This is a genomic window from Ignavibacteria bacterium (genome assembly GCA_017302895.1).
GTDB lineage: Bacteria > Bacteroidota > Ignavibacteria > Ignavibacteriales > Ignavibacteriaceae > UTCHB3.
The window spans coordinates 479237-504401 of sequence record JAFLBV010000001.1 but is presented as its reverse complement, the minus strand read 5'-3'; the positions used below and the strand labels follow the sequence as shown (position 1 = coordinate 504401).

Annotated in this window: 19 protein-coding genes; 5 read left to right on the top strand and 14 right to left on the bottom strand. The window is 41.5% G+C overall.

All coding sequences use genetic code 11. The annotated features are described in order from the left end of the window. Positions 1-2: 2 nt before the first annotated feature. From J0L60_02015 to lexA, 7 genes are all read right to left on the bottom strand, one after another. Positions 3-1013, bottom strand: a complete 1011-nt coding sequence (locus J0L60_02015; GenBank protein ID MBN8544882.1) for a hydroxyacid dehydrogenase — start codon at positions 1011-1013, stop codon at positions 3-5. Positions 1014-1024: 11 nt separating this feature from the next. Continuing rightward, positions 1025-2770 (bottom strand): ABC transporter ATP-binding protein, encoded by a 1746-nt coding sequence (locus J0L60_02010; protein MBN8544881.1) that lies wholly within the window; start codon positions 2768-2770, stop codon positions 1025-1027. Positions 2771-2985: 215 nt separating this feature from the next. Continuing rightward, positions 2986-4077, bottom strand: a complete 1092-nt coding sequence (locus J0L60_02005) for a T9SS type A sorting domain-containing protein (protein ID MBN8544880.1) — start codon at positions 4075-4077, stop codon at positions 2986-2988. Between the two features lie 107 nt (positions 4078-4184). Next, complete coding sequence (locus J0L60_02000) at positions 4185-4853, bottom strand: hypothetical protein (protein MBN8544879.1); 669 nt, start codon at positions 4851-4853, stop codon at positions 4185-4187. Continuing rightward, positions 4850-9010, bottom strand: a complete 4161-nt coding sequence (locus tag J0L60_01995; GenBank protein MBN8544878.1) for a T9SS type A sorting domain-containing protein — start codon at positions 9008-9010, stop codon at positions 4850-4852. Before J0L60_01995 ends, J0L60_02000 begins: the two co-directional genes overlap by 4 nt. A gap of 264 nt (positions 9011-9274) precedes the next feature. Further along, a complete protein-coding gene (locus J0L60_01990; GenBank protein MBN8544877.1) occupies positions 9275-10195 on the bottom strand; it encodes a DUF72 domain-containing protein in 921 nt (306 codons plus the stop codon). A 14-nt stretch (positions 10196-10209) separates the two neighbouring features. Then, positions 10210-10842 (bottom strand): transcriptional repressor LexA, encoded by a 633-nt coding sequence (gene lexA, locus J0L60_01985; protein ID MBN8544876.1) that lies wholly within the window; start codon positions 10840-10842, stop codon positions 10210-10212. Positions 10843-11047: 205 nt separating this feature from the next. Here lexA and J0L60_01980 point away from each other — a divergent pair, with 205 nt between their 5' ends. Next, a complete protein-coding gene (locus J0L60_01980; GenBank protein ID MBN8544875.1) occupies positions 11048-12532 on the top strand; it encodes a succinylglutamate desuccinylase/aspartoacylase family protein in 1485 nt (494 codons plus the stop codon). A 74-nt stretch (positions 12533-12606) separates the two neighbouring features. Here J0L60_01980 and J0L60_01975 read toward each other — a convergent pair whose 3' ends face one another. Then, on the bottom strand, positions 12607-13047 hold the full coding sequence (locus J0L60_01975; protein MBN8544874.1) for a hypothetical protein: 441 nt from the start codon (positions 13045-13047) through the stop codon (positions 12607-12609). Between the two features lie 134 nt (positions 13048-13181). Here J0L60_01975 and J0L60_01970 point away from each other — a divergent pair, with 134 nt between their 5' ends. The 3 genes from J0L60_01970 to J0L60_01960 all read left to right on the top strand — a co-directional run bounded on the left by J0L60_01970 (position 13182) and on the right by J0L60_01960 (position 15306). Next, the gene (locus J0L60_01970; GenBank protein MBN8544873.1) at positions 13182-13610 is read left to right on the top strand and encodes an OsmC family protein; all 429 of its coding nucleotides are present in this window, start codon (positions 13182-13184) and stop codon (positions 13608-13610) included. Positions 13611-13804: 194 nt separating this feature from the next. Next, positions 13805-14155, top strand: coding sequence for a VOC family protein (locus tag J0L60_01965; GenBank protein MBN8544872.1), 351 nt, complete (start codon positions 13805-13807; stop codon positions 14153-14155). 38 nt (positions 14156-14193) lie between these two features. After that, on the top strand, positions 14194-15306 hold the full coding sequence (locus J0L60_01960) for an ATP-dependent 6-phosphofructokinase (protein MBN8544871.1): 1113 nt from the start codon (positions 14194-14196) through the stop codon (positions 15304-15306). A 64-nt stretch (positions 15307-15370) separates the two neighbouring features. Here the strand turns inward: J0L60_01960 and J0L60_01955 are convergent, their stop codons facing one another. The 3 genes from J0L60_01955 to J0L60_01945 are packed head-to-tail and all read right to left on the bottom strand — an operon-like array spanning position 15371 to position 19570. Next, positions 15371-16615: a T9SS type A sorting domain-containing protein gene (locus J0L60_01955; GenBank protein MBN8544870.1), complete on the bottom strand. Its 1245-nt coding sequence runs from the start codon at positions 16613-16615 to the stop codon at positions 15371-15373. 60 nt (positions 16616-16675) lie between these two features. Then, complete coding sequence (locus J0L60_01950) at positions 16676-18763, bottom strand: thioredoxin domain-containing protein (GenBank protein MBN8544869.1); 2088 nt, start codon at positions 18761-18763, stop codon at positions 16676-16678. A 39-nt stretch (positions 18764-18802) separates the two neighbouring features. Beyond that, positions 18803-19570: a DUF3298 domain-containing protein gene (locus J0L60_01945; protein ID MBN8544868.1), complete on the bottom strand. Its 768-nt coding sequence runs from the start codon at positions 19568-19570 to the stop codon at positions 18803-18805. Between the two features lie 70 nt (positions 19571-19640). Here J0L60_01945 and J0L60_01940 point away from each other — a divergent pair, with 70 nt between their 5' ends. Further along, entirely contained in the window at positions 19641-20093 is a 453-nt protein-coding gene (locus J0L60_01940) for a hypothetical protein (protein ID MBN8544867.1), read from the top strand. On the opposite strand, the gene J0L60_01935 is transcribed toward J0L60_01940, so the two are convergent. Genes J0L60_01935 through ychF form a run of 3 tightly spaced genes read right to left on the bottom strand, consistent with a single transcriptional unit; the run spans position 20090 to position 25004 of the window. Then, positions 20090-22072 (bottom strand): PAS domain S-box protein, encoded by a 1983-nt coding sequence (locus J0L60_01935; GenBank protein ID MBN8544866.1) that lies wholly within the window; start codon positions 22070-22072, stop codon positions 20090-20092. The two genes, J0L60_01940 and J0L60_01935, sit on opposite strands and share 4 nt — an antisense overlap. A 6-nt stretch (positions 22073-22078) precedes the next feature. After that, positions 22079-23923 (bottom strand): translational GTPase TypA, encoded by a 1845-nt coding sequence (gene typA, locus J0L60_01930; GenBank protein MBN8544865.1) that lies wholly within the window; start codon positions 23921-23923, stop codon positions 22079-22081. A 16-nt stretch (positions 23924-23939) separates the two neighbouring features. Next, on the bottom strand, positions 23940-25004 hold the full coding sequence (gene ychF, locus J0L60_01925; protein ID MBN8544864.1) for a redox-regulated ATPase YchF: 1065 nt from the start codon (positions 25002-25004) through the stop codon (positions 23940-23942). Positions 25005-25165 lie beyond the last annotated feature (161 nt).

Below are 25165 nucleotides of genomic sequence, written 5' to 3'. Positions count from 1 at the left end.
CTCTATATAATCTTGTAGTATTTATCGCCGTTAAAGAAAGCTTTAATATTGGAAACTGTTGTTTCCAGAATTCTTTCGACAGCTTCAATTGAGTCAAATGCAATATGTGGTGTAATAATCACATTTTCCCTTTTAAGAAGGATGTTTCTTTTTAGAATTGCTTCCATCTGTTCGGGGGAAACATTTTTTGAGAGCATCTGATTTTCTTCACCTGCGAGGTCCTCACCTTCGAACACATCGAGTCCTGCACCACTGAATATGCCGTTGTCGATTGCATAATAGAGGGCTGAGGGTTCTATCAATCCGGCTCGTGCGGTGTTTATAAACAGAGCACCTTTTTTTACCAGACCGATGTTTTCCATATTTAAAAGGTAGTGGGTGTTTTCATTATATGGACAGTGAAGGGAAATTATATCGGATTTCGAGAGCAACTCTTCGAGAGTGGCATACTTAAATTCGAGTATCTCTTCAAAAATGTGATTCTGCACAGGATCGAAAACGAGGATGTTCATTCCGAATCCCTTCGCCATTTTAATGACATGCGTTCCGATGCTTCCTGCACCGATGATGCCGATGGTTTTATCTTTCAGATCGAAACCTCTCAGCCCCTGAAGGGAAAAATTCCCCTGAATTGAGCGGACATAAGCCTTGTGCAGGTTTCTTGAAAGAGCCAGAATGAGGGCAAAAGTATGTTCCGCTACCGTGTTTTCGCCATAGTAGGGGACATTACAAACCGAGATGTTCCGCTTTTGTGCCGCATCCAGATTGACATGATTGAATCCCGTGCTGCGGGTGGAAATAAGTTTCAGGGAGGGGAGGTTGTGCAGAACCTGTTCGGTCAGTTTTGAATAGATAAAAACCGAGACAACATCCGCATCCTTCGCCTTTTCCCAGTTGTTGACCGTAAGAGGCTCTTTGTAAAATTCAAGAATGAAGTTTTTGTCAAATTTTCTCTTGATATATTTTTTCTCATCACCGTCGATCTCAAAAAACGCAATTTTTATCTGTGACATGGCAATATTCCTTATATTTCTTCGATTTCCTGTTCAAGTAATTGTCTCGAGTAGATACCGGCATAGAGTCCGTTCAACTGCAGCAACTCTTCATGCGTACCTTCTTCAATTATTCTTCCTTTATCGAGAACCACGATTTTGTCGGCGTCCTTCACGGTTGAAACCCTGTGACTTACCATAATGGTGGTTCTCCCCTTCATAAATCCGCGAAGTCCCTGAAGAATTTCCTCCTCGGTGTGAGTATCAACGGCAGAGAAGGAATCGTCGAGTATTAAAATTTTTGGTTCGATCATCAGGGCTCTCGTGAGGGATGCTCTTTGTTTTTGACCACCGGATAGGGTTATTCCCCTCTCGCCAACCATGGTATCGAAACCTTCGGGGAATTGCAGCACATCCTTCGAAAATTGGGCAATTTCAGCTTTCTCCATCAATTCCTGCTCCGTGGCATCATCTTTCCCGTAGCAGATGTTGTTCCTTATGGTATCAGAAAAAAGGAAAGCCTCCTGCGGTACAAATCCGATGGAGCGGCGAAGTGTTTTCAGAGAGATGTCTTTAATGTTTACACCATCAACAAAAATGTCTCCCGATGAGGTATCGAACAGGCGGGGAATGAGATTGATAAGGGTGCTCTTTCCGCTTCCGGTACTCCCCATCAATGCGATTGAATGTCCTGCCGGCATTTTCAAGTTAAGATCATGCAAAACCCAGGGGAGATCATCTCCGTACTTAAAGGAAACATTCCGGAATTCAATTTCCCCTTTGATGTCCTTCAAAGCACTTTCGGCTTCAGAGACATCCTTGATTTCTATTTTCTCAGCCATCATTCTGTTTAATCTTGCCATGCTTGCTTCCGCCTGCTGAATAATATTGATTACCCATCCGAGTGCTATCATGGGCCAGATCAGTATTCCAAGATACATGACCAGAGCAGTTACATCACCGATCATCAGGGTTTTATTGATTACTGCAGAACCGCCTGTCCAGATGGTCACGATGACCGAAAGACCTGTCACAAGAAAAAGAGTCGGCTGAAACAAAGCCTGAATCTTGATCAGATGCATGTTTCGCGTCAGATATTCTTTGCTTAAACGGTCAAAATCTTCTATTTCCCTCTCTTCCGCCACATAAGACTTTATAACCCTGATACCTGAAAAATTTTCCTGGGCTTTTGTGGTAAGATCGGAGAATTTCTCCTGTATGAGGGTAAATCTTTTATGAACCTTTTGTCCGACAGTATATACAAGAAATGAAAGGATGGGAAGCGGAATAAGGCTCCAAAGAGTCACTTCGAGACTTATCATCGACATGATGGAGACAACTATGATCATCCTTATGCCTGTATCGATGGAGTACATCACTGCGGGACCGATGAACATTCTTACTGCACTGATGTCATTGGTGGCGTGTGCCATTATGTTGCCCGTGGAATGATTTTGGAAAAAGCGGAGAGAGAGGTTTTGGATGTGTTCCCAAAAATCCTGACGCAGATCGTATTCAATTTTTCGGGATATCACGATGATGGTCTGCCGGATCATAAACCGGAAAATGCCCGCTACAAGAGTGGAACCCACTATAAGCAGGGCGTACTTCACTAATTTTTCGTGTGCAAGTCCGTTTTGAAGGTCATTCAATGAGTCCTTTATTATAATCGGGACATACACCGTGAAGAGGTTTGATATGATGATAAAGAAAATCCCCGCAAACAAAGCTGTTTTATAGCGGGCGAAATATTTCTTCAGCGACCTGAGGTTTTTCATTTTTTTCCGGAAATTCTAAAAATTGAAGTCTGAAAAATCGCACATTTTACAACAGGATTAAAAAACTATTATTCAAACGGTTGTATTTTGTGTTAATATATGTTGTAACAACATTTCGTGAGAGATGGTTCAGAATTCCATTTTAGAACTTCAGAACTCCGGAACTCCGGTACCTCAGTATCTCCGAAGTTCTGAAACTCTGAAGTTCTGAGGTTCTATTTCACAAAGAGCATCTTATCCGACCGGATGAACAGGGGTTTCAGGTTTGCATCCCTTACTGTGAGGTTGTAGAAATAGACTCCTGATGCCATGTCATTCATCGTCCCTGTCTTTCCCGGGGTGAAGTCCCTCTCATGCTCTCCTGCAGGTAGCCAACCGTTGTTCAATACTGCCACAATCGCTCCGTTTACATCATAAACCCTCAGTATCACCTCTCCCGGTTCTTCAAGCCTGAATCTTATCGTTGTCGATGGATTGAATGGATTAGGGTAGTTTTGGTAGAGTACCACTCCCTTGGGTGAAAGTTCTCCTCCTTCAGCGATGTCTGTCAGTACCACCGTTACACTGTCCCATTTACTTACGAGTCCCTGATTATCCTTCGCTGTGATTTTGTATGTATAGTTTCCTGTCGGGTCTGAGAGTGAATCGGTAAACATTGTGTCTCTGCCCGTATATATTCTGTTTAATTCTCCCGGGATGAAATACGGGTCTCTCCCCCTGTGAAGTGAGAATGAATTGAAATCTGCCTCTGTACCTCCCCGCCAGTGAATCTCCATTCTCCCCTCGCCTTTTATGAGAGTGCCGGAGGCATCCCCACGGGAGGGTAAAGGGGGTGAGGTAACAAGAGTAAACCTCGGTTTTTTGGGTGCAAGATCAAGATATTCGTATCTCTGACCGTAGGGACCGCCATATCTTCCGATGTCACTTCTGGTTCCGTCAACATCAAGGATGGTCGGGTCACCCGCATCTATGAGGGGGGAATACATCTGAAGACGGTAGTTGCTGCTGTCGGTACCCTCATACATCGGGTCATACGAAGTGTAGATCAGAGTATCGGGATTAAGTTTTGAAATGTCATTTGAGATTGTGCCGTTGCCGTAGAAGTTGTTGTAATTTATATTTCCTGAAAGAACTCCTGAATTTGAAAGATCGAAAATTGTACCACATGAGTCGATTATGTTGTTTATTAGATGTAATGGTTGCACGCTCCAAGGATATACAGCGGCATCACAACCGCGAATTATGTTGTTACTGAAAATTCCACGTGCTACATCGAAACCATTAGCTAACTCACCTTGTCTACCCAACAAAATGTTATTGTAAAATTGCCCTGAACCACCTAGCAAAGGAATGTAAAACCCCGCGTTTGAAAAATCGATTATGAAATTATTGAGAAATAATCCATAACTGCCGACTACACCCCTAGCACAGCGAAAAAAACATTTTCTTGAACATTCATTGTCCCCGAAAGAGAATTTTGACTTGTTTCTAAACCAATATCTGCTCCTGCTACTAAATTACCAAGTATCTCCCCTGTTGACGACCAAACGGAAAGAGATTTGTAAAAACCACCTAAAATTTTGTTATTTTTAATATTTATATTTGAGACTCCTGATTGCACTGTGATCCACACGCCTGAGTGATTTGTGGGGTAAAAGATTGTCCTTATTGTTAAGTTCTCCATTATCAGATTATCTCTAAATTTGAATGCTCTCACATTATCAAACTGTGGGAACCCGCTCATATCCACAATGCAACTGTCAACATCAATACCGATTATCGCAAGGTCTCTTCCCTGGTGTTCTGATACCACCTGCTCCCTGTAAATACCCGTTCCAATCAGTATCGTATCTCCACTCTCACACATGTCAACAACTTTCTGTATGCTGTCAGATGCCGTTGCCCAGCTTGTGTATGGATACACAGGTGTCGGGTTGCCCGCTTTCACATAGCGGATTGTGGAGTAGCCTGTACAACTTATAAGCACAACCAGTATTGTGGATAAAATCAAAACTTTTAAGAGTTTTGAAAGCCTGAAGTGTCCATCCCTGTCAGACACTATATTTGTTCCGGTCTCGTTCATTTTAAAATCACCATCTTTTTGTTGATGCTTATATCATTCACTCTCATTGCGTAAATATACACCCCGCTTGCAAGTTTTCCCGTCTCAATTACTGTCTTGTATCTCCCCGGTGCCTTTTGCTCATTTACTAATTGCTTCACCAATCTGCCCGCTATGTCATACAGAGTAATCGTTACAAGACCCTCCTTCGGCAGTGCGTACTCTATCACCGTTGAACTGTTAAACGGATTCGGATAGTTTTGCATCATTGAGTATTCGGTAATTACTTCCACAGGTTTTTGTTCTTTCCTGACCGTGAACCTGTTACCGTGCCTCTTCATCAGCGATTTCATACCCTCTTTATTTAGTGTTGTCACTGTACCTGCGTCATTCTTCATCGCTTTGTTCTGTGCTGCACCTCTTAGTGCAATCGTCAGTTCCTCTGTCTGAGCGTGGTACCGGTCTTCGGGTGTAAGTGTGCCTGCCGTGTTCAGAGAGGCTAGCGACTGTGCCTCCGGAAGGTTATCGTTGTCTGCTTCCATATAAACCTTAAGCTTTTTAAGGGTTTTTAACACATTGGTATCTGCTGCCACACCCAGCAATGAATCTGTCTTTTGATTCAAAAGGAACAGTTTCTCCGACTTGTTGCTCGTTAGTTTTCCGCTTCTGTACATCCCTCGCAAAGGTAGTGTGTTTACCGCCGTAGTATCATTAGTTACGGTAAGAGACATCTGTTGGTATTCTGTATATGCACTGTCGTACATGCCTGCTGCCATATATCTCTCCGCCCGCTCTCCTCCTTCTTCGGGTACTGCATTACTAATTCTGTGCAGCGTGTCCGTGAATGATAATGTACTCAGATTTATTACGAACGGGCAGTCAGTTGAAACAAAGGGTGAGTATGTTGTTACTTCAGGTTGATATGTCACACTCGAGTTCAGGTTGAATGTCAGGTTTTCGTATCCGCTCTCCCCCCAGTAGTTACCCGAAAGATCAAGCGGATCATCCGGGCACTTTCCGGCGATGATTGCAACGGTTCCGTCATCCATCAAAGCATTCATTCCTCCGGACATGATAATTGACGAGTTGTCGAGATATATCTCTGCGTTCATCTCATCGGTTCCCTCACCACCGTTATCATGGATCGTGTTATATCCTGACAAAGGGTATGCGTACATCTGTTCACATTCTCCCGCCTGAATGAACTGACCAAGATCAGGAACCGAACCATACTCACAAACCAGTCCCCTCTGTGTATTGTTACTGATCTCATTGCCACCGATCTTAGGGAATGAGTTCGCCAATAGAATACCGTCTGTATGACCTGTGATACTGTTGTTGTATATATTACCGTGACAACCCGTCAGTGTGAGGCCCACCCCCTCTTGTGTCCCCGTCACCTTGTTGTTTCCAAACCAAAGGTCCGATACTCCCGTGAAACAGTAACCCGACCTCGTATTCGCTGAATCAGAGTTTACTACAACTGTTGAAAGATTCGATGCAAAGACTGCATAGTTACAATTGGTGTAAGTGTTGTGCCTTATTAATGGTTTGTCATATCCTGCCCCGTTTAACAGTATGGCTGAATTACTGATGTTGGTAAATCTGCAGTTCTCTATTACAAGGGTATCAAATCCGCTCAATGCTGATAATCCCGTGTGTCCGTTCTTTATCTCTGCATATTTTATTATCCCGGTGGATTCTCTCCCGAGATAGATTGAATTTGGCTTCGATTCATCCGGTTGAATGAAGTTTATCGTTACCCCGTTTCCGGCGGTTCCATTTATGTACAAGTTTCCCGCACAATAAACAGAACTTGATGAATCAAGGGTGAGTGTTGATCCCGCTTCAAGCCTGAGTACTCCTCCATCCTCTATGATAAGACTGTCCCGCAGAGTGTAACTCCCCTCTATCTTCAGAGTCACTCCTGATGGAACCCTTACCGTACCCTCCGATGTAATCATCTCACCATTACCAATCACCTCATCTGTCAGAAGGGTCCCCGTAGATGCAACCACCGGAATTAATCTGAAAAGTTTTCCGTCTCCCTTGTTTATCCTTAAACGGAAAATTGTGTCATAAATGCCGCTAAGGTTCCTGGTAAAACTGTAGTTTTCACCACCCTCTATGTTGTAAAATCTGATATTTTTCTTTGGAAATGATTTTAATCCAACCTTAAGGTAATCTGTGTATTGGCTGTATTCGGTCGGATCACCATCAGAGAATGTGTTGGCATTGTAAAAAAAGTAGTAATCTTCGTAAGGGTGGAAGGGTATTTTTCTTGTCAGTCTTGTAACTCCAAAACTGTACCATTTGTCAGATGGATATATCAGTTCGTTTTCGTCATATATTTCAACACGGTTTATTCCCCCACCGTAAGTGTCTCTTCCTTTCTGTACAGCACCGTGGTTGCGCGGCATGTTGTAGATGTACGCCGACCAATCAGAGTAGTTCAGTTTGAAAAGTGTTTTGCCAAGTTCACCTTTCAGTCTTTGTCCGATTCTCCCAACCATATCATATAAACCCCTGTCGTTTGCTCTCGGGGTTTTGTAATCGAGTGTGTCTTTACCTACGAGGCCTTCTACGATATAATCCTTCCAATCCTTGTGACTGGATTTATATGTGTAATATGTCTCATAGAATATCCCCTTACAACCGAATGCAAGAGACATAATTGACTGACCAAGTATCTCCACACCACCCGGTGTTTTATAATAATGGTAATCGTTGCGATCCAACATTTTACTTCCCCATGTCTGTGCAGTGAAGAAAAAGTCCCTGTCGTGTCTTACTGCCTCAATCAGTCTCTCTCTTAACTGGTGCTGCATTAATTGTGTTTCAAAATCATCTTTGAATATTGTGAAATACCAGAACATGAACTTTCGGGGTTTTACGACCTTACCCCAGGTGTCTAGAACATTCAGACCTTCCTTATTCCCGCTGAATTCCGGATACATTTTGGTCAGCATCATCTTGTCTCTCAACGGGTTGGAGAGGGTTCGTTGAACATCTTCAACTTTTTTGTACGGAAGAAAATGGTCGTAACTGTGCGGTTCATCCATTGTGTAGAAATAACGGATTTTGTCCTGATAAACATTACCTGTATCACCATTTTGCCATGTTTCGTTGTAATTGGTCAGTAATTGTTTTATTCTATTTGAACTACTTCCGTAATTGTACCACACCATTCTATCCATCACTTCGATATTGTCAAGGTATAAATCTCCATATTGGGAAGGCAATGTACCAGAAGGTATCAAAACCTCATAATATATTGTAGCAGATGCTGGCACATCAATTCTCAATTTTTCTGGATTCTTTCCTGATTCAATAAAAAAATTATCATCTATTCCACTCAGATTATATTCCAAGATTATTTTAGTTAATCCTTCAGAACTTAAACTATCGGTCTTTACGATTCTTTCTGCAAGTTTAAGATCGATAATTTGGTTTGACTCATTAAGGTATCTGGCGAATACTCTTAATTTACACGCAGTAATATTAGTATCTGGTCTATGTCCAATCCCTAATTTAAAAATTGCTAAATAGTTAATATGATTTTTATCTGGAGTAGCCAAGAGATGAGTGAACTTGTAATATTTATCCTGATAAATGAATGGACCTTGGATTAATACAATTCCATTAGTATTTTCTATTGAGTTCGTATCTTGTAACCAAAGGTCGCCAGCACTTTTAATTAATGTGTCGCCTTCAATTACAACTTTTGTTGAGAAAACTTCATTTCTATACATCTTAATAAAACTACTCTCGAAACCACCACTACCTCCTTCAGCCTCCCATATATTATAAACTCCCTGTGAAAGGATGTTCACCCAGTCAACCTGCTTCTCAGTTTGATCGGAAACATTCCACAGGCTGTTTAACGCTACAATATTACCAAACGATGACCCGGCGAGTGAGTTCCTGTTGTCTCCCCACTTTACAGGATCTGCTCTTCTTAATGAATCATATATTACGGGATGAACCACTGTTTGAACTATGCTGTTAAAACCAAGTTTCACCAGGTTTGTATCCCAATACTCATGTAATGTACTTATATCGGGTGAACTTGCTACATAAGTTCCGAAGAGAATTTCGTTTGGTACCTGTGCCCTCAGGGTTTGAGTTAATAAAGTGGTAAAAATAATACAACTGAAGAAAGTATATTTATTGATCATTGCTCGGTCTTCTTTAGTTTTGATAATTTGTTGAACAACGGAATTTCAGTATCTCGAAAATTCTGAGGTTCTGAAACTCCGAGGTTCTGTATTACTCCATTTCTCATTTATCTGTCCGATGAATTGTTCCGATTTGTTTCATAATTCTATTTTGAATATTCAAAATAATAATATTAGTCTTTAAAACAAAATGGCTCGAAGTACCTCGGAATTTCGGAACCTCAGAAGTACTTGAGAACTTGAGTAACTCAAGTACTCAGGCACTCACCTCACACCATCTTGTACCCACAACTCCGGCTCAAGGTCTTTGCTGATTACCCTCAATGCGGGGAAATAGTTGCTCATTTGAGCGGGCATTTCCACTTTTACCTTTTCTTCGATGTAGTGGATAAGCTCGAGTGCATTCGCAGGTGCATTCCCGGCAGGATGGTTATTAAAGATGACATACACTTCTTTCAACTCATGAAGTGACCGCTTAATGATTTGAGCGAGTTCTGCAATTTCACCTGATGAGTAGAGGTAGCGGTATCTTTCATTTTGAGCTTCATAGCTCTGCAGCTTTCCGAAATTTGAGATCGACTTTAGCCATCCCTCCTCGTTTCTCCCGTGGAGACGGATATAAGCCCTTCTGTTCACGATATTAAAACGAAACGGCAAAGATTCTCCGATTTGTGGCTGGTCGATGCTCGCAGTAATGAGTCCCCACTCCCGGCAAAATTTTGCAGCATCATTACTGTCCCACGATTTGTGCCGCACTTCCAGAAATTTTTGATATCCACAAAACTCATCGTTCAGATTGATCAGGTAGTTTGCCGTCACTTCATTGAAAGGGAAGGAATACGGGAATTGAATCAACAGTCCTCCGAACCGTTCCCCCCTGACGAGAACATTGAGGACGCTCCTGACCGCATCAATATTTTGCTTCACATACTCCCGTTTGTGGGTGAAATCCTGATGAAGTTTTACCGTAAACAGGAAGTCATCTTTCTTTTCAACTTTTTTCAACCATTCGAGAGCCATACCGGGATGAGCATACTGATAGTATGTGGAGTTGATTTCAGCACAATTAAAATAACGGGAGTAAAAAGTGAGCTTGTTGAAATCAGAACTCTGCTTTTGCGGATAAAACACGGGTGCCCAGTCTTTATATGACCACCCGGCAGTTCCGATATTAAACTTTATCATCTCGGTCGCTTCCTTTAAGAATAACGGTTTGGTTTGGCTTCCATACTCCGGTATATCCCCACCACAACTCCAACGATATGGAAGTGGCGATATGACTCATCCACCGTGATCGGGAGAAACTCCGGATTCTCGGATACCAGTTCAATGTTTTTCCCTTTTTTGAAGTATCGCTTAACAACCGCACCGTCATCGAGCACAGCCGCAACAATCTGACCATTTACGGGTTCCACATTCGGATTCACAATGATCACATCACCGTTGAAGATATAGGCATCCTTAAGACTCTGCCCCTTCACCTTCAGAAGGAACGACTCCCTTGGTATTTTTATCATATTCGGCAGATCAACCGTATCTATTGCTCCCGGATAGATTGTAACGGGACTTCCCGCAGCAGCCTCACCGATTATCGGCCGGGTTACGAACATGTTTTCATCGAGTTTCAGCTCAATTCCCCTTGCTGTTTTTTCATCCCTTTGGATGAGTCCCTTTTTCTCCAGTGCCTGAAGGTGCTCCCGTACTGTTGAACGGTTTTTATAGCCGAATTTTTCCGCTATCTCGGATAGAGACGGGGGCCACCCTTTTTCATCACGAAAATCTATGATGAACTGGAGTATCTTCTGTTGCGTTTCCGTTAAATTTCTTGTCATCTCTCGTTCCGGGTGTTTGTTTTCCAAAATACCATACATTTGTATGGGTAATTTAACAGGTATTAATGACAAAGTCAAGGGAAATGTTTGCAAACTAAAATATTTTTTTAATTTGATCCGTGCTGTTTGAGAAAGTTGAAGGGATGGAATGAATCAAAAGTGTTAATTTTAGGCTTTCAATCACACAAAATTAAAGGACGATATTTTGAACCGTTTATCCTTCTGTTTTCTGCTTCTCACAGCTCTTTTACTGCCCCAAAAAATTACGACCCCACTGGAAGAATCAAATTTTAAAAAGCTGACATCACATGCCCAGGTTCTTGATTTTATTGGCAAACTTCCAAAAACAAAAGCTCCTTTTGTAACAGAAACGATAGCAGTCTCTGCAAAAGGAAGGGAAATTCCCATTCTGAAATTTTCTCTAAAAGAATTTGGTACCGACCCTGCCAAGCTCAAAGTTTTACTGTTTGCCCAACAGCATGGTGATGAACCCTCCGGTAAAGAAGGGGCTCTCATGCTGATCCGCGACCTCGTTTCAGGAGACCTCTCCCCGCTCCTTGAAAAACTTGATATAGCCATTGTACCCATGATGAACCCCGACGGGAATGAGGGTAACAGAAGAAGAAACGGGAATGGTGCCGACCTGAACCGCGATCATCTGCTCCTGTTACAACCCGAGAATCAGGGATTGCACAACTTCTACAATCGTTACAATTTTGATGTCTCGATGGATGTGCATGAGTATTCCCCCTATTCTGAAAGCTGGATGGAAACAGGTTACATAAAAAATTCCGATGTCACCGCCGGAAGATTGACCAACATAAACACACCCGAAGCACTTCGAAATTTCTCTGAAAATGAATATCTCCCTTTCCTGGCGAAATATGTAAGAAGTGCCGGTTTTTCATACGCTGAATATACCCCCGGTGGTCCCCCGGAAAAGGAATATATTAGACACAGTACCTACGACATAAATGACGGCAGACAGGGCTTTGGATCGCTCGGCACACTCTCGTTCATTCAGGAAGGGAAAAACGGCATTGATTCGGTTGAGAACATCAAAACAAGGTCAAACTCGCAAAAAACCGGTATGACTGCATATCTTAAATTTATGTTCGAAAATGCAGGAAAAATCAAGGAAATGGTGGAGGTCGAGAAGAAGAAAATCGTGGATGGATCACCTGAAAAAGTTGCAATTCAAATGATACACACCGGAAACGGTAAAAAACTTGAGATGCACCTTCTCACCTTGGCAACCGGAAAAGACACTGTTGTTTTTGTGAACGACTATCGTCCCGTTGTCAAATCGGTTTTTGATGTGGTGAAACCGGCAGGCTACCTCATTCCCGCTGACGACAAAGAGCTTGTAAACTGGGCTAACCGGCATAAATTTATTATGACAAAATATTCACCCGATAAATCCGATCGTATCGAGGAGTATATGATTACAAAGATTGATTCGATGGATTTTGAAGGAGATATAGTAATTAATCCCGGTTATTCAACTGCCACACTCACTTCAAAGGAACTGAAAGGCGATTATTACCTCCTCACAACCCGGCAGTTGGGTGGAAATGTAGTTGTACAGGCTCTTGAACCAAAAAGTATCATCGGGCTTGCTACTTACAAATACTTTGATTATCTCATAAAAGCAGGAACAAAATATCCTGTACTCAGGCTTGTGAAATAAACCCATAGAAAAAAAAACCGGGATTCAGCTTTGTTAGAAACTGTATCCCGGTTTTCTTTAAAACTTCATTTAAACTAATCCTTTTTCTTACTCATTCTCCAGCTTTCATCCCGTTTCATGTTTTTTATCAATGAGGCTTTCCGGAACCTGACTGCAGACCAGTCTTCATCTATGGCAACCATGCGGACCGGTTCATATCCCAGATCGCCAAGCACTTGCCAGCCATTGTCACGATCGATATCAACCTTGTATTTTTTGGAGCTCTTTTTCGGATAAGCCCACCAGTTCAAACCATCCTGTTCCAGGATCGCATCCACTTTGGAGGCCTGCTCTAAAATATCCTCTGCAGACTTTACAAAAACGAGTGAAAAGGGATATTTGTTCAAGCATGATTTACAGTGAACACCCGTTTCAGGTTGAAACTCATCGATCAGATGTTTAAACTCTTCAGGGTGATTTATCAGAAGAATGGGACCGTGTCCTTTAAAATTCATTTTCTTAAGCAGTGCGTGCATTTTAGCTCCATTTCAAATTTTTCAGGGTTAAACTTACACTTTTGTTTTATAAATTTCAAAGCATATTCAATAATTTGAATCTTTTTTCGAATATTACAATCCAACTGTAAGGAAATTATTTAATTGGAGAATATATGTCACAAGTAAAAGCTTATGTAAAACAAATAAACGGAATCAGTTTTGTCGGTAAAACCGACTCAAATCACTGGATAACAATGGATGGCCCCGAAGATTTTGGCGGAAGCAACGCCGGAATTCGTCCAAAAGAATTGATGTTACTCGCTCTCGCTGGATGCACAGGGAGTGATGTTGTTTCAATTCTTCAGAAAAAAAGAATTGATGTCAGATCCTTTGAAATTAACATCACAGCAGAAATGTCTGATGATCATCCGAAAGTTTACACTTCGATGAACATCGATTATATCTTTAAGGGTAAGGGAATCAAGGAGTCAGATGTGGAACGGGCAATTGAACTCTCCCAGACCAAGTATTGTGGGGTCACCAAGATGTACGAAAAAGCCATGACTATCACTCATTCCTTCCAAATTCATAACGAAGAATAACCATTTTCAGCAAAGAAACGGGAAGATTTTCGATCGATTTTCTTCCCGAATCTATCTATTTTTTAACCTTCCATCACATCATTTCAATTTTTCTCACTCCATCACTACTGTAAAAATCGCAAATTTTAGTATAATTATATTTTAGAAAATCTTTTTTAAGATATTGTTACACAAATATAAATTGGAGATTATTTATGTCGCATCACCTTATCGCTCATGTTGAAATTCCGGCAACCGATGTTGAAAGATCAAAAAAGTTTTTTGAAGCCGTGTTTGGATGGGACCTAAAAGAGTTTGGTAATGGATATCTGCTTTGCAACAGTCGTCAGGGTACAACCATTGGTGTTCGCAAAGTTAAAGAAGTTACACATGGTGATTCACCTGTATTCCACATTTTGGTTGACGATATAGAGGATACAACAAAACTGATCAAAAATAATGGCGGATCTATCTTCAAGGATAAAACTGTTATCCCTGTTTATGGCTGGTATGCTGTTATTCAAGATCCTGACGGGAATAAGATCGGGCTTTACGAAGCTCATTAATTCGATTAATAGACAATCGAACCAAAAAGGAATGAATTATGAATAGTGGAGAAATAAAAAGAATTGCAGTTAACACCGGTGGTGGAGATGCCCCCGGACTGAACGCCGTTATAAAGGCGGTAACGATGGCTGCAATCAAAAGAGGATGGGAAGTTTACGGGATCAAAGACGGCTATAACGGCGTTTTTCTTCCGGCTCACTACCCAAACGGAGATGGACTAATAAGACTCACCCCGGAGCTTGTGAAAGATATCACGGCGATGGGTGGTACCATACTCGGCACAACAAACAGAGGAAATCCCCTAAAGTTTCCTATGAAAACTGCCAACGGTACTGTTGTTGAAGTTGACAGATCAGACGAAATAGTTGATGGATTAAAAAGAAATAATATCGATGCAGTAGTTGCTATCGGTGGTGACGGCTCTCTTTCAATGGCAAATGAATTTGCTAAAAAAGGTGTCAGAATTGTCGGCGTGCCCAAAACAATTGACAACGATCTTGACGGAACAAGCATCACTTTCGGTTTCGATACAGCAGTCTCATTTGCGACTGAATGTATCGACAGACTTCACTACACGGCAAAAGCACACAAGAGAATACTCGTAGTTGAAGTGATGGGAAGATATGCAGGCTGGATAGCTCTTAACTCGGGTGTTTCAGGTTCTGCAGATGTTATTCTCATACCCGAGATCCCCTACGACATTAAAGTTGTTGCAGAACATCTTCACAATTCCTTCACAGAAGAGAAAGATTATGCAATAGTTGTCGTGGCTGAAGGTGCTTTCCCAAAAGATGGCGGTTATGCGGTTATCGAAAAGGAAGCCGGAAAAGCTGAACGACTGGGCGGCGCTGCCGAGAGAGTCGCAGTCCAGCTTCAGGATCTCACTAAAAAAGAAGTGAGAACCGCAATACTTGGACATTTGCTTAGAGGCGGAAGCCCTACTACATTTGACCGGCTCCTCTCCCTTAGATTTGGAGCGGCTGCAGTTAGAGCTCTTGAAGAAGGACATTCAGGTGTGATGGTCGCAAGTGCACCACCAAGAATGACTTATATACCAATTGAGCAAGCCATAGGTAAACTCAGACTGGTTGATCCGAACGGTGATACAGTCAGAACTGCCCGTGAACTCGGTATCTGCTTCGGCGAATAATCCCCCCTTACATTAAAAAAAAGAGGCTTCCCGGTTTTCTAAATCAGGCAGCCTCTTTTTATTTCTACTTCATCAAATTCAATTTCACAAACTGTGAATAGCTTCCGGTTTCTGACAGAAACTCCACTCTGGCGAAATATATTCCGGAAGACAATCCGCTTGCATCCCAGATATAACTTCCCTTGCCGGCAGCCATCATACCCATAGATTCAGTTGAAACAAGCTGTCCTAACGCATTATAAAATGACAACTTAACCATTCCTGTTGAAGGAAGGTTCCAAGCGATTGTTGTGGAGGGATTGAACGGGTTTGGATATGCATTCTCAACATAAAATGAACCGGGGATCACCTCGTTCTCAACACTCACAGGGGTTTGCTTGAATATAAATTTCTGATAAACCGGAATATGATCGGATGCATAATGAATTGCATTTGCGATCGTTTGACCTACTGCCGTATTTGGAGGACGATTGATCGAATCGTTATAATGCTGTCCGTCATTCCCGTACGCAGTGTTCGAATTCCTTACATATTCTATACCGCCTGTATCGGAAATTGCCTGTGAGAAAAGTATCATATCAAAACGGTCATCCATACCACCCGTTGAACCGCCACCAAACTGCCGGGTTCTTGGTGATTGGGTGTGGTGGATTGCATACTGTGACTGATTGAAAGTACCCGACATCACTATCGGATCAATAAAATGGCCCTGTGTACCTGCAGTTACAGCTTTTAATTTTTGATAGGCAACCTCTGTTGAACCATAAATATTGAAATCACCGCAAACAAGGAAGTTCCTTCCGGGAGGATAACTGTTTGTTACATTTCGCAACACATCCACTTCCCTGCCCCGCTGTGCTTCGTTGGTCGCACCCGTACTCGCTTTAAGATGGACTGAAAAAATAAAGAGAGTATCGAGGGTAACTTTGTGCCTCACCTGAAAGAGGTTAATCGTCCTCAACTCTGTCGGATAGGCAGTATTACTCAAATAATCAAATTTTGTACTGTCATAAAATATGGCATTATCGCTGTCGGGACCGTCGAGAAATGCCCCTTTATTATAATTCGGCGAGAAAGTCTTCAATACATTTACTAAAAAGCCATCAACACCGATTTGAGATGTAATCTCCTGAACTACCAGAATATCGGGTTTCACAGCCTGAGTAATTGTTTTGTAATAGCCATTTCTGGTTGAAGCATCGGTTCCCGGGTAACTTAGCAAATTATAGGACATAAACAGTATTGTATCCTGTGACATCAAGCTCGAAATAAATAAAATCAGGATAAATAACAGTCTTTTAATACTCATGTATGTTCCATTTATAAAGGTTAATAATTAATAATTGTAATTTCGGTCAGATATTCGAATCTATTTTTCCATCTTAAAGAACAGTTCCTTTGCAGTTGGAACCGGCAGTTCACAGACCGAATTACTGCACAGATAAAAGAAACACCCTCCTTCTGTTATATCCATGGTCGAAGTAAAAGGAGCGATTTCAGCCAGAATTTTGCTGTTTTTCTTATCTTTCAGAATGACAAATACATTTTCGTAAGCCGGCTTGCCCAATTCGACCAGAGCGGCTTTTATCTCGGGATGATCTGCCTCACCTGCAATCACGAGTTCGTAAGAAGGATAAATCAGTGGCTCGATGGCATGCAGAAAATATGCGTGCGCAAATGGTGCCCGTTCGATATTCTTAGTGAATGATGCAATCAGATTTTCTGCATGGTTCAGGAATGAAGCATCACCGAGATAATGATATAATGCAATCAGGACTTTCAACGCAACCGAATTTCCCGATGGAATGGCGCCATCGTAAACATCCTTCCATCTTGCAGGAAGATCCTCTGAAAGTTCCGATGTTTGAAAAAAGCCGCCGTTCTTCTTGTCCAAAAAGTAATTTAGCATGGTGGATACATAATTCCTTGCTCTAAGGAGATAAATAGCATCGAAAGTTGCACGATACAACTCGATTAAACCGAGCTGATAAAACGCAAAATCGTCAAGAAAAGCAGGAATTGCCAAATCGCCCATTCTGTACCGGTGGAAAAGGAGTCCGTTTGTGACCATTTTTCTTTCTATGAAGAGATGAATTCTCTCAGCTTCCAGAATGTATTCATGCTTTTTTGAAACTCTTCCTGCGGATGCGAGGGCAGCCATCAGAAGTCCATTCCAGTCAGTAAGAATTTTGTCATCAAGTGACGGCCGGATTCTCTCATTTCTTACCGCCAGAAGTTTCTCTCTGTATGCCTCAAATTTTGAGGTAAAATGATCCGGTTCCGCACCCTGATCAACAGCCATCTTTTCAAGCGGCTCGGTTAGGAAAATAACATTTTCACCCGTGTATCCGCCTCTCACTTTGTCGATGAAATTGCCTCTTTCGTCCACCTCGAACAACCGGGAAAAAGTGTCAAACTCTTCTTGCATTATCTCTTTTAGCTCGTCGATCGTCCAGACATAAAATTTCCCCTCTTCACCCTCACTGTCTGCATCTTCGGCACTGTAGAATCCACCCTCTTTCGATTTCATATCATTCAGAAGGTATTTTACAATTCCATCAATGGTTACGGAGTAAAAGCTATCGCCGGTAATTTTGAGGGCTTCCGCGTAAGCCAGAATCAACATCGCCTGATCGTACAGCATCTTTTCGAAGTGGGGTAACCTCCACTCTTCATCGGTAGAGTAGCGGTGAAATCCGTCTCCCAAATGATCATAAATCCCTCCCAATCGCATCGAAATCAGGGTTTTTTCAGCCATTTCCAATGCCTTGGGATTTCCGGAATTAACGAAATAGTGAAGCAGAAAGATCAGGTTGTGGGGAGAAGGAAACTTTGGTGAAGAACCAAATCCCCCATGCACAGGGTCGAATCTTTCGCCAAACTGTGAAAAAGCCGTATCAAATACCTCTACAGGGATTTTTGATGATTCGCCTCTGCCGGGCGTTTCATTCAATACCTGGGTTATTTGAGTAGCTGAAGCATTTATTTCGCTCCTTCTCTCCTTCCATAAAACGATTATCTTGTTCAAAAGATCGATAAGACCGGTCTTGCCGTAACGGGACTCTTTGGGAAAATAAGTACCTGCAAAAAACGGTTTTTTGTCCGGTTGCAGAACCACAGTAAGAGGCCAGCCACCACTTCCCGCAATCATCTGACAGACGGCCATGTAAATTGAATCGATATCAGGTCTTTCTTCCCGGTCCACCTTGATGGAGACAAAACTGTCGTTTAATATCTTTGCCACAACTTCATCCTCAAACGACTCATGCTCCATTACATGGCACCAATGGCAGGTGGAATATCCGATTGAAAGAAAGACCGGTTTATCCTCTTCTTTTGCCTTTCGGAATGCCTCTGCACCCCAGGGATACCAGTCAACCGGATTGAAACGGTGTTGAAGCAAATATGGACTTTTCTCGTTTGCAAGTCGATTGGTTTTCTTCTGTGTCATGTGTATACTCTCCTGCTAAATAAAAACATTGTGGGTTTCAATCCGTTACTTTCCGGCTAATTTGGCAAGTGGACCGTCTGCCTTGACGAGGTGTTTGACACTCGACCATGGAAATTTAACATCCGTAGGTCCGATTGCATAAGGACCCACTTCATAAGGATTGAAAGTAAAAGTAATAGCATCATGGGAAATGCTAAAATTTTCATTCAGTTCAAATTTATCATTCTCAAACCAGTATCCATAGTCTGAAAGAGTCTGATTCGCGGGTATTTCTCTTTCCTTTCTTACAATAATCTCACCCATGCGGTTCAGTTCTTCTTTTGCACCGGGTTTGAAGATTTGATCGAAAGTAATTTCCTCTCCTGTCTTCACCAGGAAGTTTAGCGCCCCCATAAAGTAATTAGGGTGGGCTCCACCCATATACTCGTCGTGCGAAAAATAGAATGTCATGATATCGTCGGTTATCATCACTGGCGTAATCTGAGTGGTGAAACTCCAGTTTCCAAAAAACCAGGATGAATCCTCTTCCTCGGAAATAAAGGCAACCATTGAATTAAACTGCTCCATGAGACTTTCTCCCTCCTTTTGACCCATCGTAAGGTTGGATACATTCTCATTCATCTTAATGGCACTGATAACGAAACCATCTTTCCCGGTAAATTCAGGGTAAGTAATTTTGAACACAAAAAGAGAATCTTTATTCCCATTTTTGCCGTTGTAAACTTTTTCAAATGTCTTCATCTCAAATGTCACAGGTTGTGCACTAACGAGAATTGAAAATACGATATAAAATAGAAATGCTTGAGCTTTCATTTTTTTCCTCTATAGATTGAGAAATGATGAGTAAATTTTTATCCTGCTATAATAAGAAAGATTGAAACCAATGGCTGTAAAAAATTTCATGGCAGTTTGTCTTTTCTTCTTCAGTTTGTTATTTGCGGTTTCCGCTCAAAATACACCGGTTAAGGAGATATGGAAAGAACTGTCGAAAAACAAATTTGCTGTTGTTTACTACGACCTTTCTTCCCTTGCTTTAGCAAAAAGCGATGTTTTTGATCAGCCCGTAAAAACGGAATACAACTCTGAACAGTCGATACCGGGCGTTGCCGGGAAATATTTTACCGAAGTGATAATTTACACAGTATCTTTGAAGGAAGCAAAATATTTTATCAAAAAAGCTTCATATTTCGACAGTAAAAAGAAGGAAATCATAGTTTTTGATTATCAAAAGGATGGAAGTGTAGATACCAGGCAAATGTTACCGGTAACTAAAGGAAGTCCGGTTTATGAAATCGTTCAACTTCATAAATTGTTGCACAGCAAGAACGAAAATTAGGCCAAAGCAATTGTAAAACTAAAAGTTGTTCCTTCGCCAACACGACTCTCAACTTCAAGCACACCACCGTGTCGCTTCACGAATTCATAGCATAGAAGAAGACCCAAACCTGTCCCTTTCTCATTCTCCGTTCCGGATGTTGTCACCAGCTCATTTATCTTAAACAGCTTGGCTACAGTCTCGGGGGGCATCCCAACGCCCGAATCACTTACTGAAAATCTAATCCGGTCATCCTCGACCTCACCCGAAACTATGATGCTGCCTCCTCTAGGGGTAAACTTGATGCTGTTGGAAATCAGATTTCGAAAAACTGTCTGAAGCATGTCTTCATCGGCCATCACTTTTATCTCATCATCGAGATCCATTATCAGTTCCAAACCCTTTTCTATTGTCAGAGGCATTAGAACAGAATTTACTTTGTAGAGAATGTGTGAAACTGTCACTTCATCAGGTACAAATTTTAATCTGTTCGACTGAATTCTCGACCAGTCTAAAAGATTGTTGAGCAATTCAAGGATAGCTTTCGCAGAAGAATTGATTCTCCCGGCAAATTCACTAATCTCATCCATACTCAAATCTGCGATATCATTCAGAAGGAACTCCGAGAAACCGAGTATACCGGTGAAAGGGCTCTTCAAATCGTGAGCAAGGATTGAAAAGAACCGGTCTTTAGCGTGATTGGCTTCCATCAGTTTCTGTTCACTGCTTTTCAGTTCGTCCTCAATCTTTACTCTCTCGGTAATATCGCTCAGAGTACCATTGATCAGTTTCTTGCCATCTTCTTCAATAACACTGTTAATTGTATGAAAATAATGAATTTCACCCTGCTTGTCATACAGTCTCACCGTAATTGGCTGGACATCACCTTTCAAGACTTCAAGAGTATGCTTCTTAAACTTAATCATATCTTCTTCGTGAACAATATGATTCAGGTTTTTGCCGGTTAATTCCTCTACTGTATATCCGTAATTTGCCACTGCAGGACTTATATATCTAAGATTACCTTTGATATCATAGATGTAAATAATGTCATTCAAATTCTCAATCAGAGAACGGTATTTGGCTTCACTCTCTTTGAGAATCTCTTCCTTTTTCTTCAGTTCAATAGCCATGGCTATCTGGTTGGAGACAAAATTCAGTGTATCGACATCAATCTGATCATATTTTCTTGTACTGTCATCATATCTCTGAACCACGATGACCCCGATTATCTTCCCTTCATTGTTCTTAAGCGGAACTCCCATCCACTCTTCGCAGTCGCCACCATATAATTCAATTACTCCCAATCTCTCGAGATTGGCAAAATCAGTTCTGCCTAAAAGGAGAGGAATCCCCTTTCTGATGACATAACTTGTCAATGTTTTTGAATCAATTGGTCTTTCAGGAAGTGAAACTGGTCCCTCGGGTGAATCTATTTCATCCACAAAATAAGGGAACGATATGGTCTTTTTTTCCTCGTCCACGAGTGACATGAAGAAATTTTTTGCTGGCATCAAATCTGATACGATATGATGAACACTCTCGTACAACTTGAAAAGATCGAAGGACACATTTGCAGCTTCTGAGATGAGGTTTGTTGCTCTACGCAGTTTTTCCTCTCTTATCGCAGCCGTCAAGTCTTTCAACATTACCAGATCGTAGTAATTGTCTTCATAGAACACAGGTACGGAAAAAATTTCTACAAATTTTTCCCTTCCGCTGCTGTCTTTAAATCCGAGTGAAATGCTTCCCGCGAGGAATTTTGACTTGATTGCGATACAACTGTCGTCGGTATACTCATCACCCAGTAATATCCTTGGCAATTCCTTGCCGACCACATTTCCCTTGCCCAATCCCAAAAATTCCGCAGAGGCGCTGTTAGCCTCCTTAATCAAACATTTTTTATGAAGATCAATGATCATCATCGGAGCAGGACTTTTATGAAACTTTTCGAAAAAAGTCCCTGATTTACCTATTTTGATGTCGGAATTTTCGTTCATGGTAATCTATTGGTTGTTATTCTCTTTGTCAAGTTGCCTTTGAGCAAGGCGGGCATTTTTTCTATCCATTTCGGTCAGATATCTTTTTCTTATCCTGATGGAAGCCGGAGTAATCTCAACGAATTCATCATCGGTTATCCATTCGAGTGCCTGTTCGAGGCTTAAAATTCTTGCAGGTTCAAGTCTTATTGCATCATCAGTACCCGAAGCTCTAAAGTTCGTTAACTGTTTAGCCCTTGTGACATTCACCGGCATGTCCATTTCTCTGGAGTTTTCACCAACCACCATTCCTTCATAGACTCTCGTTCCGGGATCTATAAAAAATACAGATCTTTCCTGAAGTTTGTTTATCGAATAGGCAGTTGCCATTCCGGTTTCCATGGAGACAAGTGCTCCGCGTGATCTGCTTTGAATTTCACCTTTATATGGTTCATACGAGTGAAAATTGTGGTGAAGAATTCCTTCTCCTTTTGTATCGGTCATGAATTCACTTCTGTAACCTATCAAACCGCGTGAAGGGATAAAAAACTCGAGTCTGGTATTCTCATTGAACGGGATCATGTTTTTCATTTCTCCCTTTCTTTTGCCAAGTTTCTCGATTACCGTCCCAACAAATGCTTCCGGGACATCGATAATTACATGCTCAATCGGCTCACTCACAACATCAAGTATCTTCTTAAGGATTACCTCCGGTCTGCTCACCTGAAGTTCATAACCTTCCCGTCTCATGTTTTCGATAAGAATTGAAAGATGCAATTCGCCTCTTCCACTTACCTTAAAAATATCCGGTGAATCTGTCATCTCCACACGAAGCCCGACATTCGATTTCAATTCCTTCGAAAGTCTTTCGCTGATGTTTCTGGTGGTCACATATTTCCCTTCCTGACCGGCAAAGGGCGAGTTATTCACCATAAAGTTCATGGTGATTCGTGGTTCCTCAACTGCAAGCGATTCGATAACCTCCGGCTTTGAAGGATCGCAAAGTGTATCACCGATGTCGAGATCTTCGAGACCTGCAATCGCCACAATATCACCTGCAAAAGCTGAATCTACTTCTTTTCTCTTAATGTTTTCAAATTCGTAAAGTCTGGTTACTTTTGCATTCTGCTTGTCACCTTCACGGGTGATATGAACAATCTGATCACCAATCTTTACCTGACCATAATGAATTTTTCCTATTCCGATACGCCCGAGGTAGTCATTGTAATCGATTGCAGAAATGAGCATTCTAAATGGCTCTTCCCTTACGGCAGTTGGGACTGCAATTCTGCTGAGAATAAGATCGAGCAGGGGTTCAAGCGTTTGTGAGTCATCTTCAAGATTGACCTTCGCTATACCCTGTTTTGCAATTGCATAAACATACGCAAAATCGAGTTGCTCATCGCTTGCCCCAAGAGCTACAAAGAGATCGAAAATCTCGTTGAGTACTTCGTCAGGTCTGGCATCTTTTCTGTCAATTTTATTGATTACGACCACCGGTTTCAGCCCAAGTTCAAGTGATTTTTTCAAAACGAATTTCGTCTGAGGAAGTGGTCCCTCCGCTGCATCCACCAAAAGCAAAACACCATCGACCATACGAAGTGTTCTCTCCACTTCGCCTCCGAAATCGGCGTGCCCTGGTGTATCAATAATATTTATCTTATAGTCTTTGTAATATACGCTTAAATTTTTTGCAAGAATAGTGATTCCTCTTTCTCTTTCGATATCATTGGAATCCATTACCCTTCCCTGAACCTGTTGATTGTCTCTAAAGGCTCCGGTTTGTTTCAATATAAAATCTACAAGTGTGGTCTTACCATGATCAACATGTGCTATAATTGCTATATTTCTTATCTTGTCAAGTGCGAACAAATTTTTCTCCTGTTGGTTAACTGTGCCTGATATTTAGTATATCACCATCTTTCACTATATATTCCTTACCTTCAAGTCTCCACACTCCCGCTTCTTTACATTTCGGGAATGATCCATGAGCTATGTAGTCAGTATAGTGAACAACTTCAGCACGAATGAATTTATTAAAAAAATCGGAATGGATAACGCCCGCAGACTGCTGAGCTGTGTATCCTTTCTTTATGGTCCATGCCCTGCACTCATCCTCACCGACCGTGAAGAATGACTGCAAACCAAGCAGTTCATATGAACTGCGAAGGATTCTGGTGAGGGCTGATTCTGTGATGCCGAGGTCTTCTTTGAATGCCTCTGCCTCTTCTTCACTAAGTTGTGACAGTTCCATCTCAAACTGAGCGAAAAATGGAACGATATTGTGTTCAAATGAGGGGTATTTTTTCTTTACTTCTTCCAGCAAACCGGAGACCTTCTCTTTCGATTCGTCCGAAAAATTGATCCCGATAATCATCGGCTTCAATGTAAGAAACTGAAAACCACTCAAAAGCTTTAGATCGTTCTCCTCTATTTCAACCGATCTAAGGGGTCTTTCGTTCTCCAGATGATCTTTGAAAGTTTCAAATATACTCATCTCTTTCATGAGTTTATCTGTCTTTGTCTTCATCAGTTCCTTCTTTAGCTTTTCTATCCTGTTCTCGACCATCGCAAGATCAGTCAGAAGAAATTCTGTTTCAAGAAACTCTATGTCAGCTATCGGGTCAATCCTTCCCTCAGGATGTGAGACGGAATCGTTTGGAAATTCCCTTACCACATGAAGGAGGAGATCATTATTTTTTACTTTATTTAAAAAATCAGATGTGATCTTCAATTTTTCATCGTCACCAACCTGAAGTCCCGGAATATCCACAACTTCAAGGGTTGCGTGGACTTCTTTCTTCGGATTGAAAAGCCCTGTCAGCTCATCCAGCCTGTCATCGGGCACTTTTACAACAGCACGATTCGATTCAATACCTGAAGAGCCTTCAGCGAGAGTTTTAAAGAGGGTGGTTTTACCTGAGTTTTGCAATCCGATCAAGCCAATTTGCATTGTTCAATTTTTCCTTTTTTGTAATTTTTTTTCGGTAGTAAAGCCATGGAGCAGCGAAATGAGGGGAAATCCTAAAAACTTTGTAATACTGAATACAAATTTACAAAAAAATAATACCTTATCAGGCAGAAAAATGCTTTATGATTTGGAATTACTTTAGT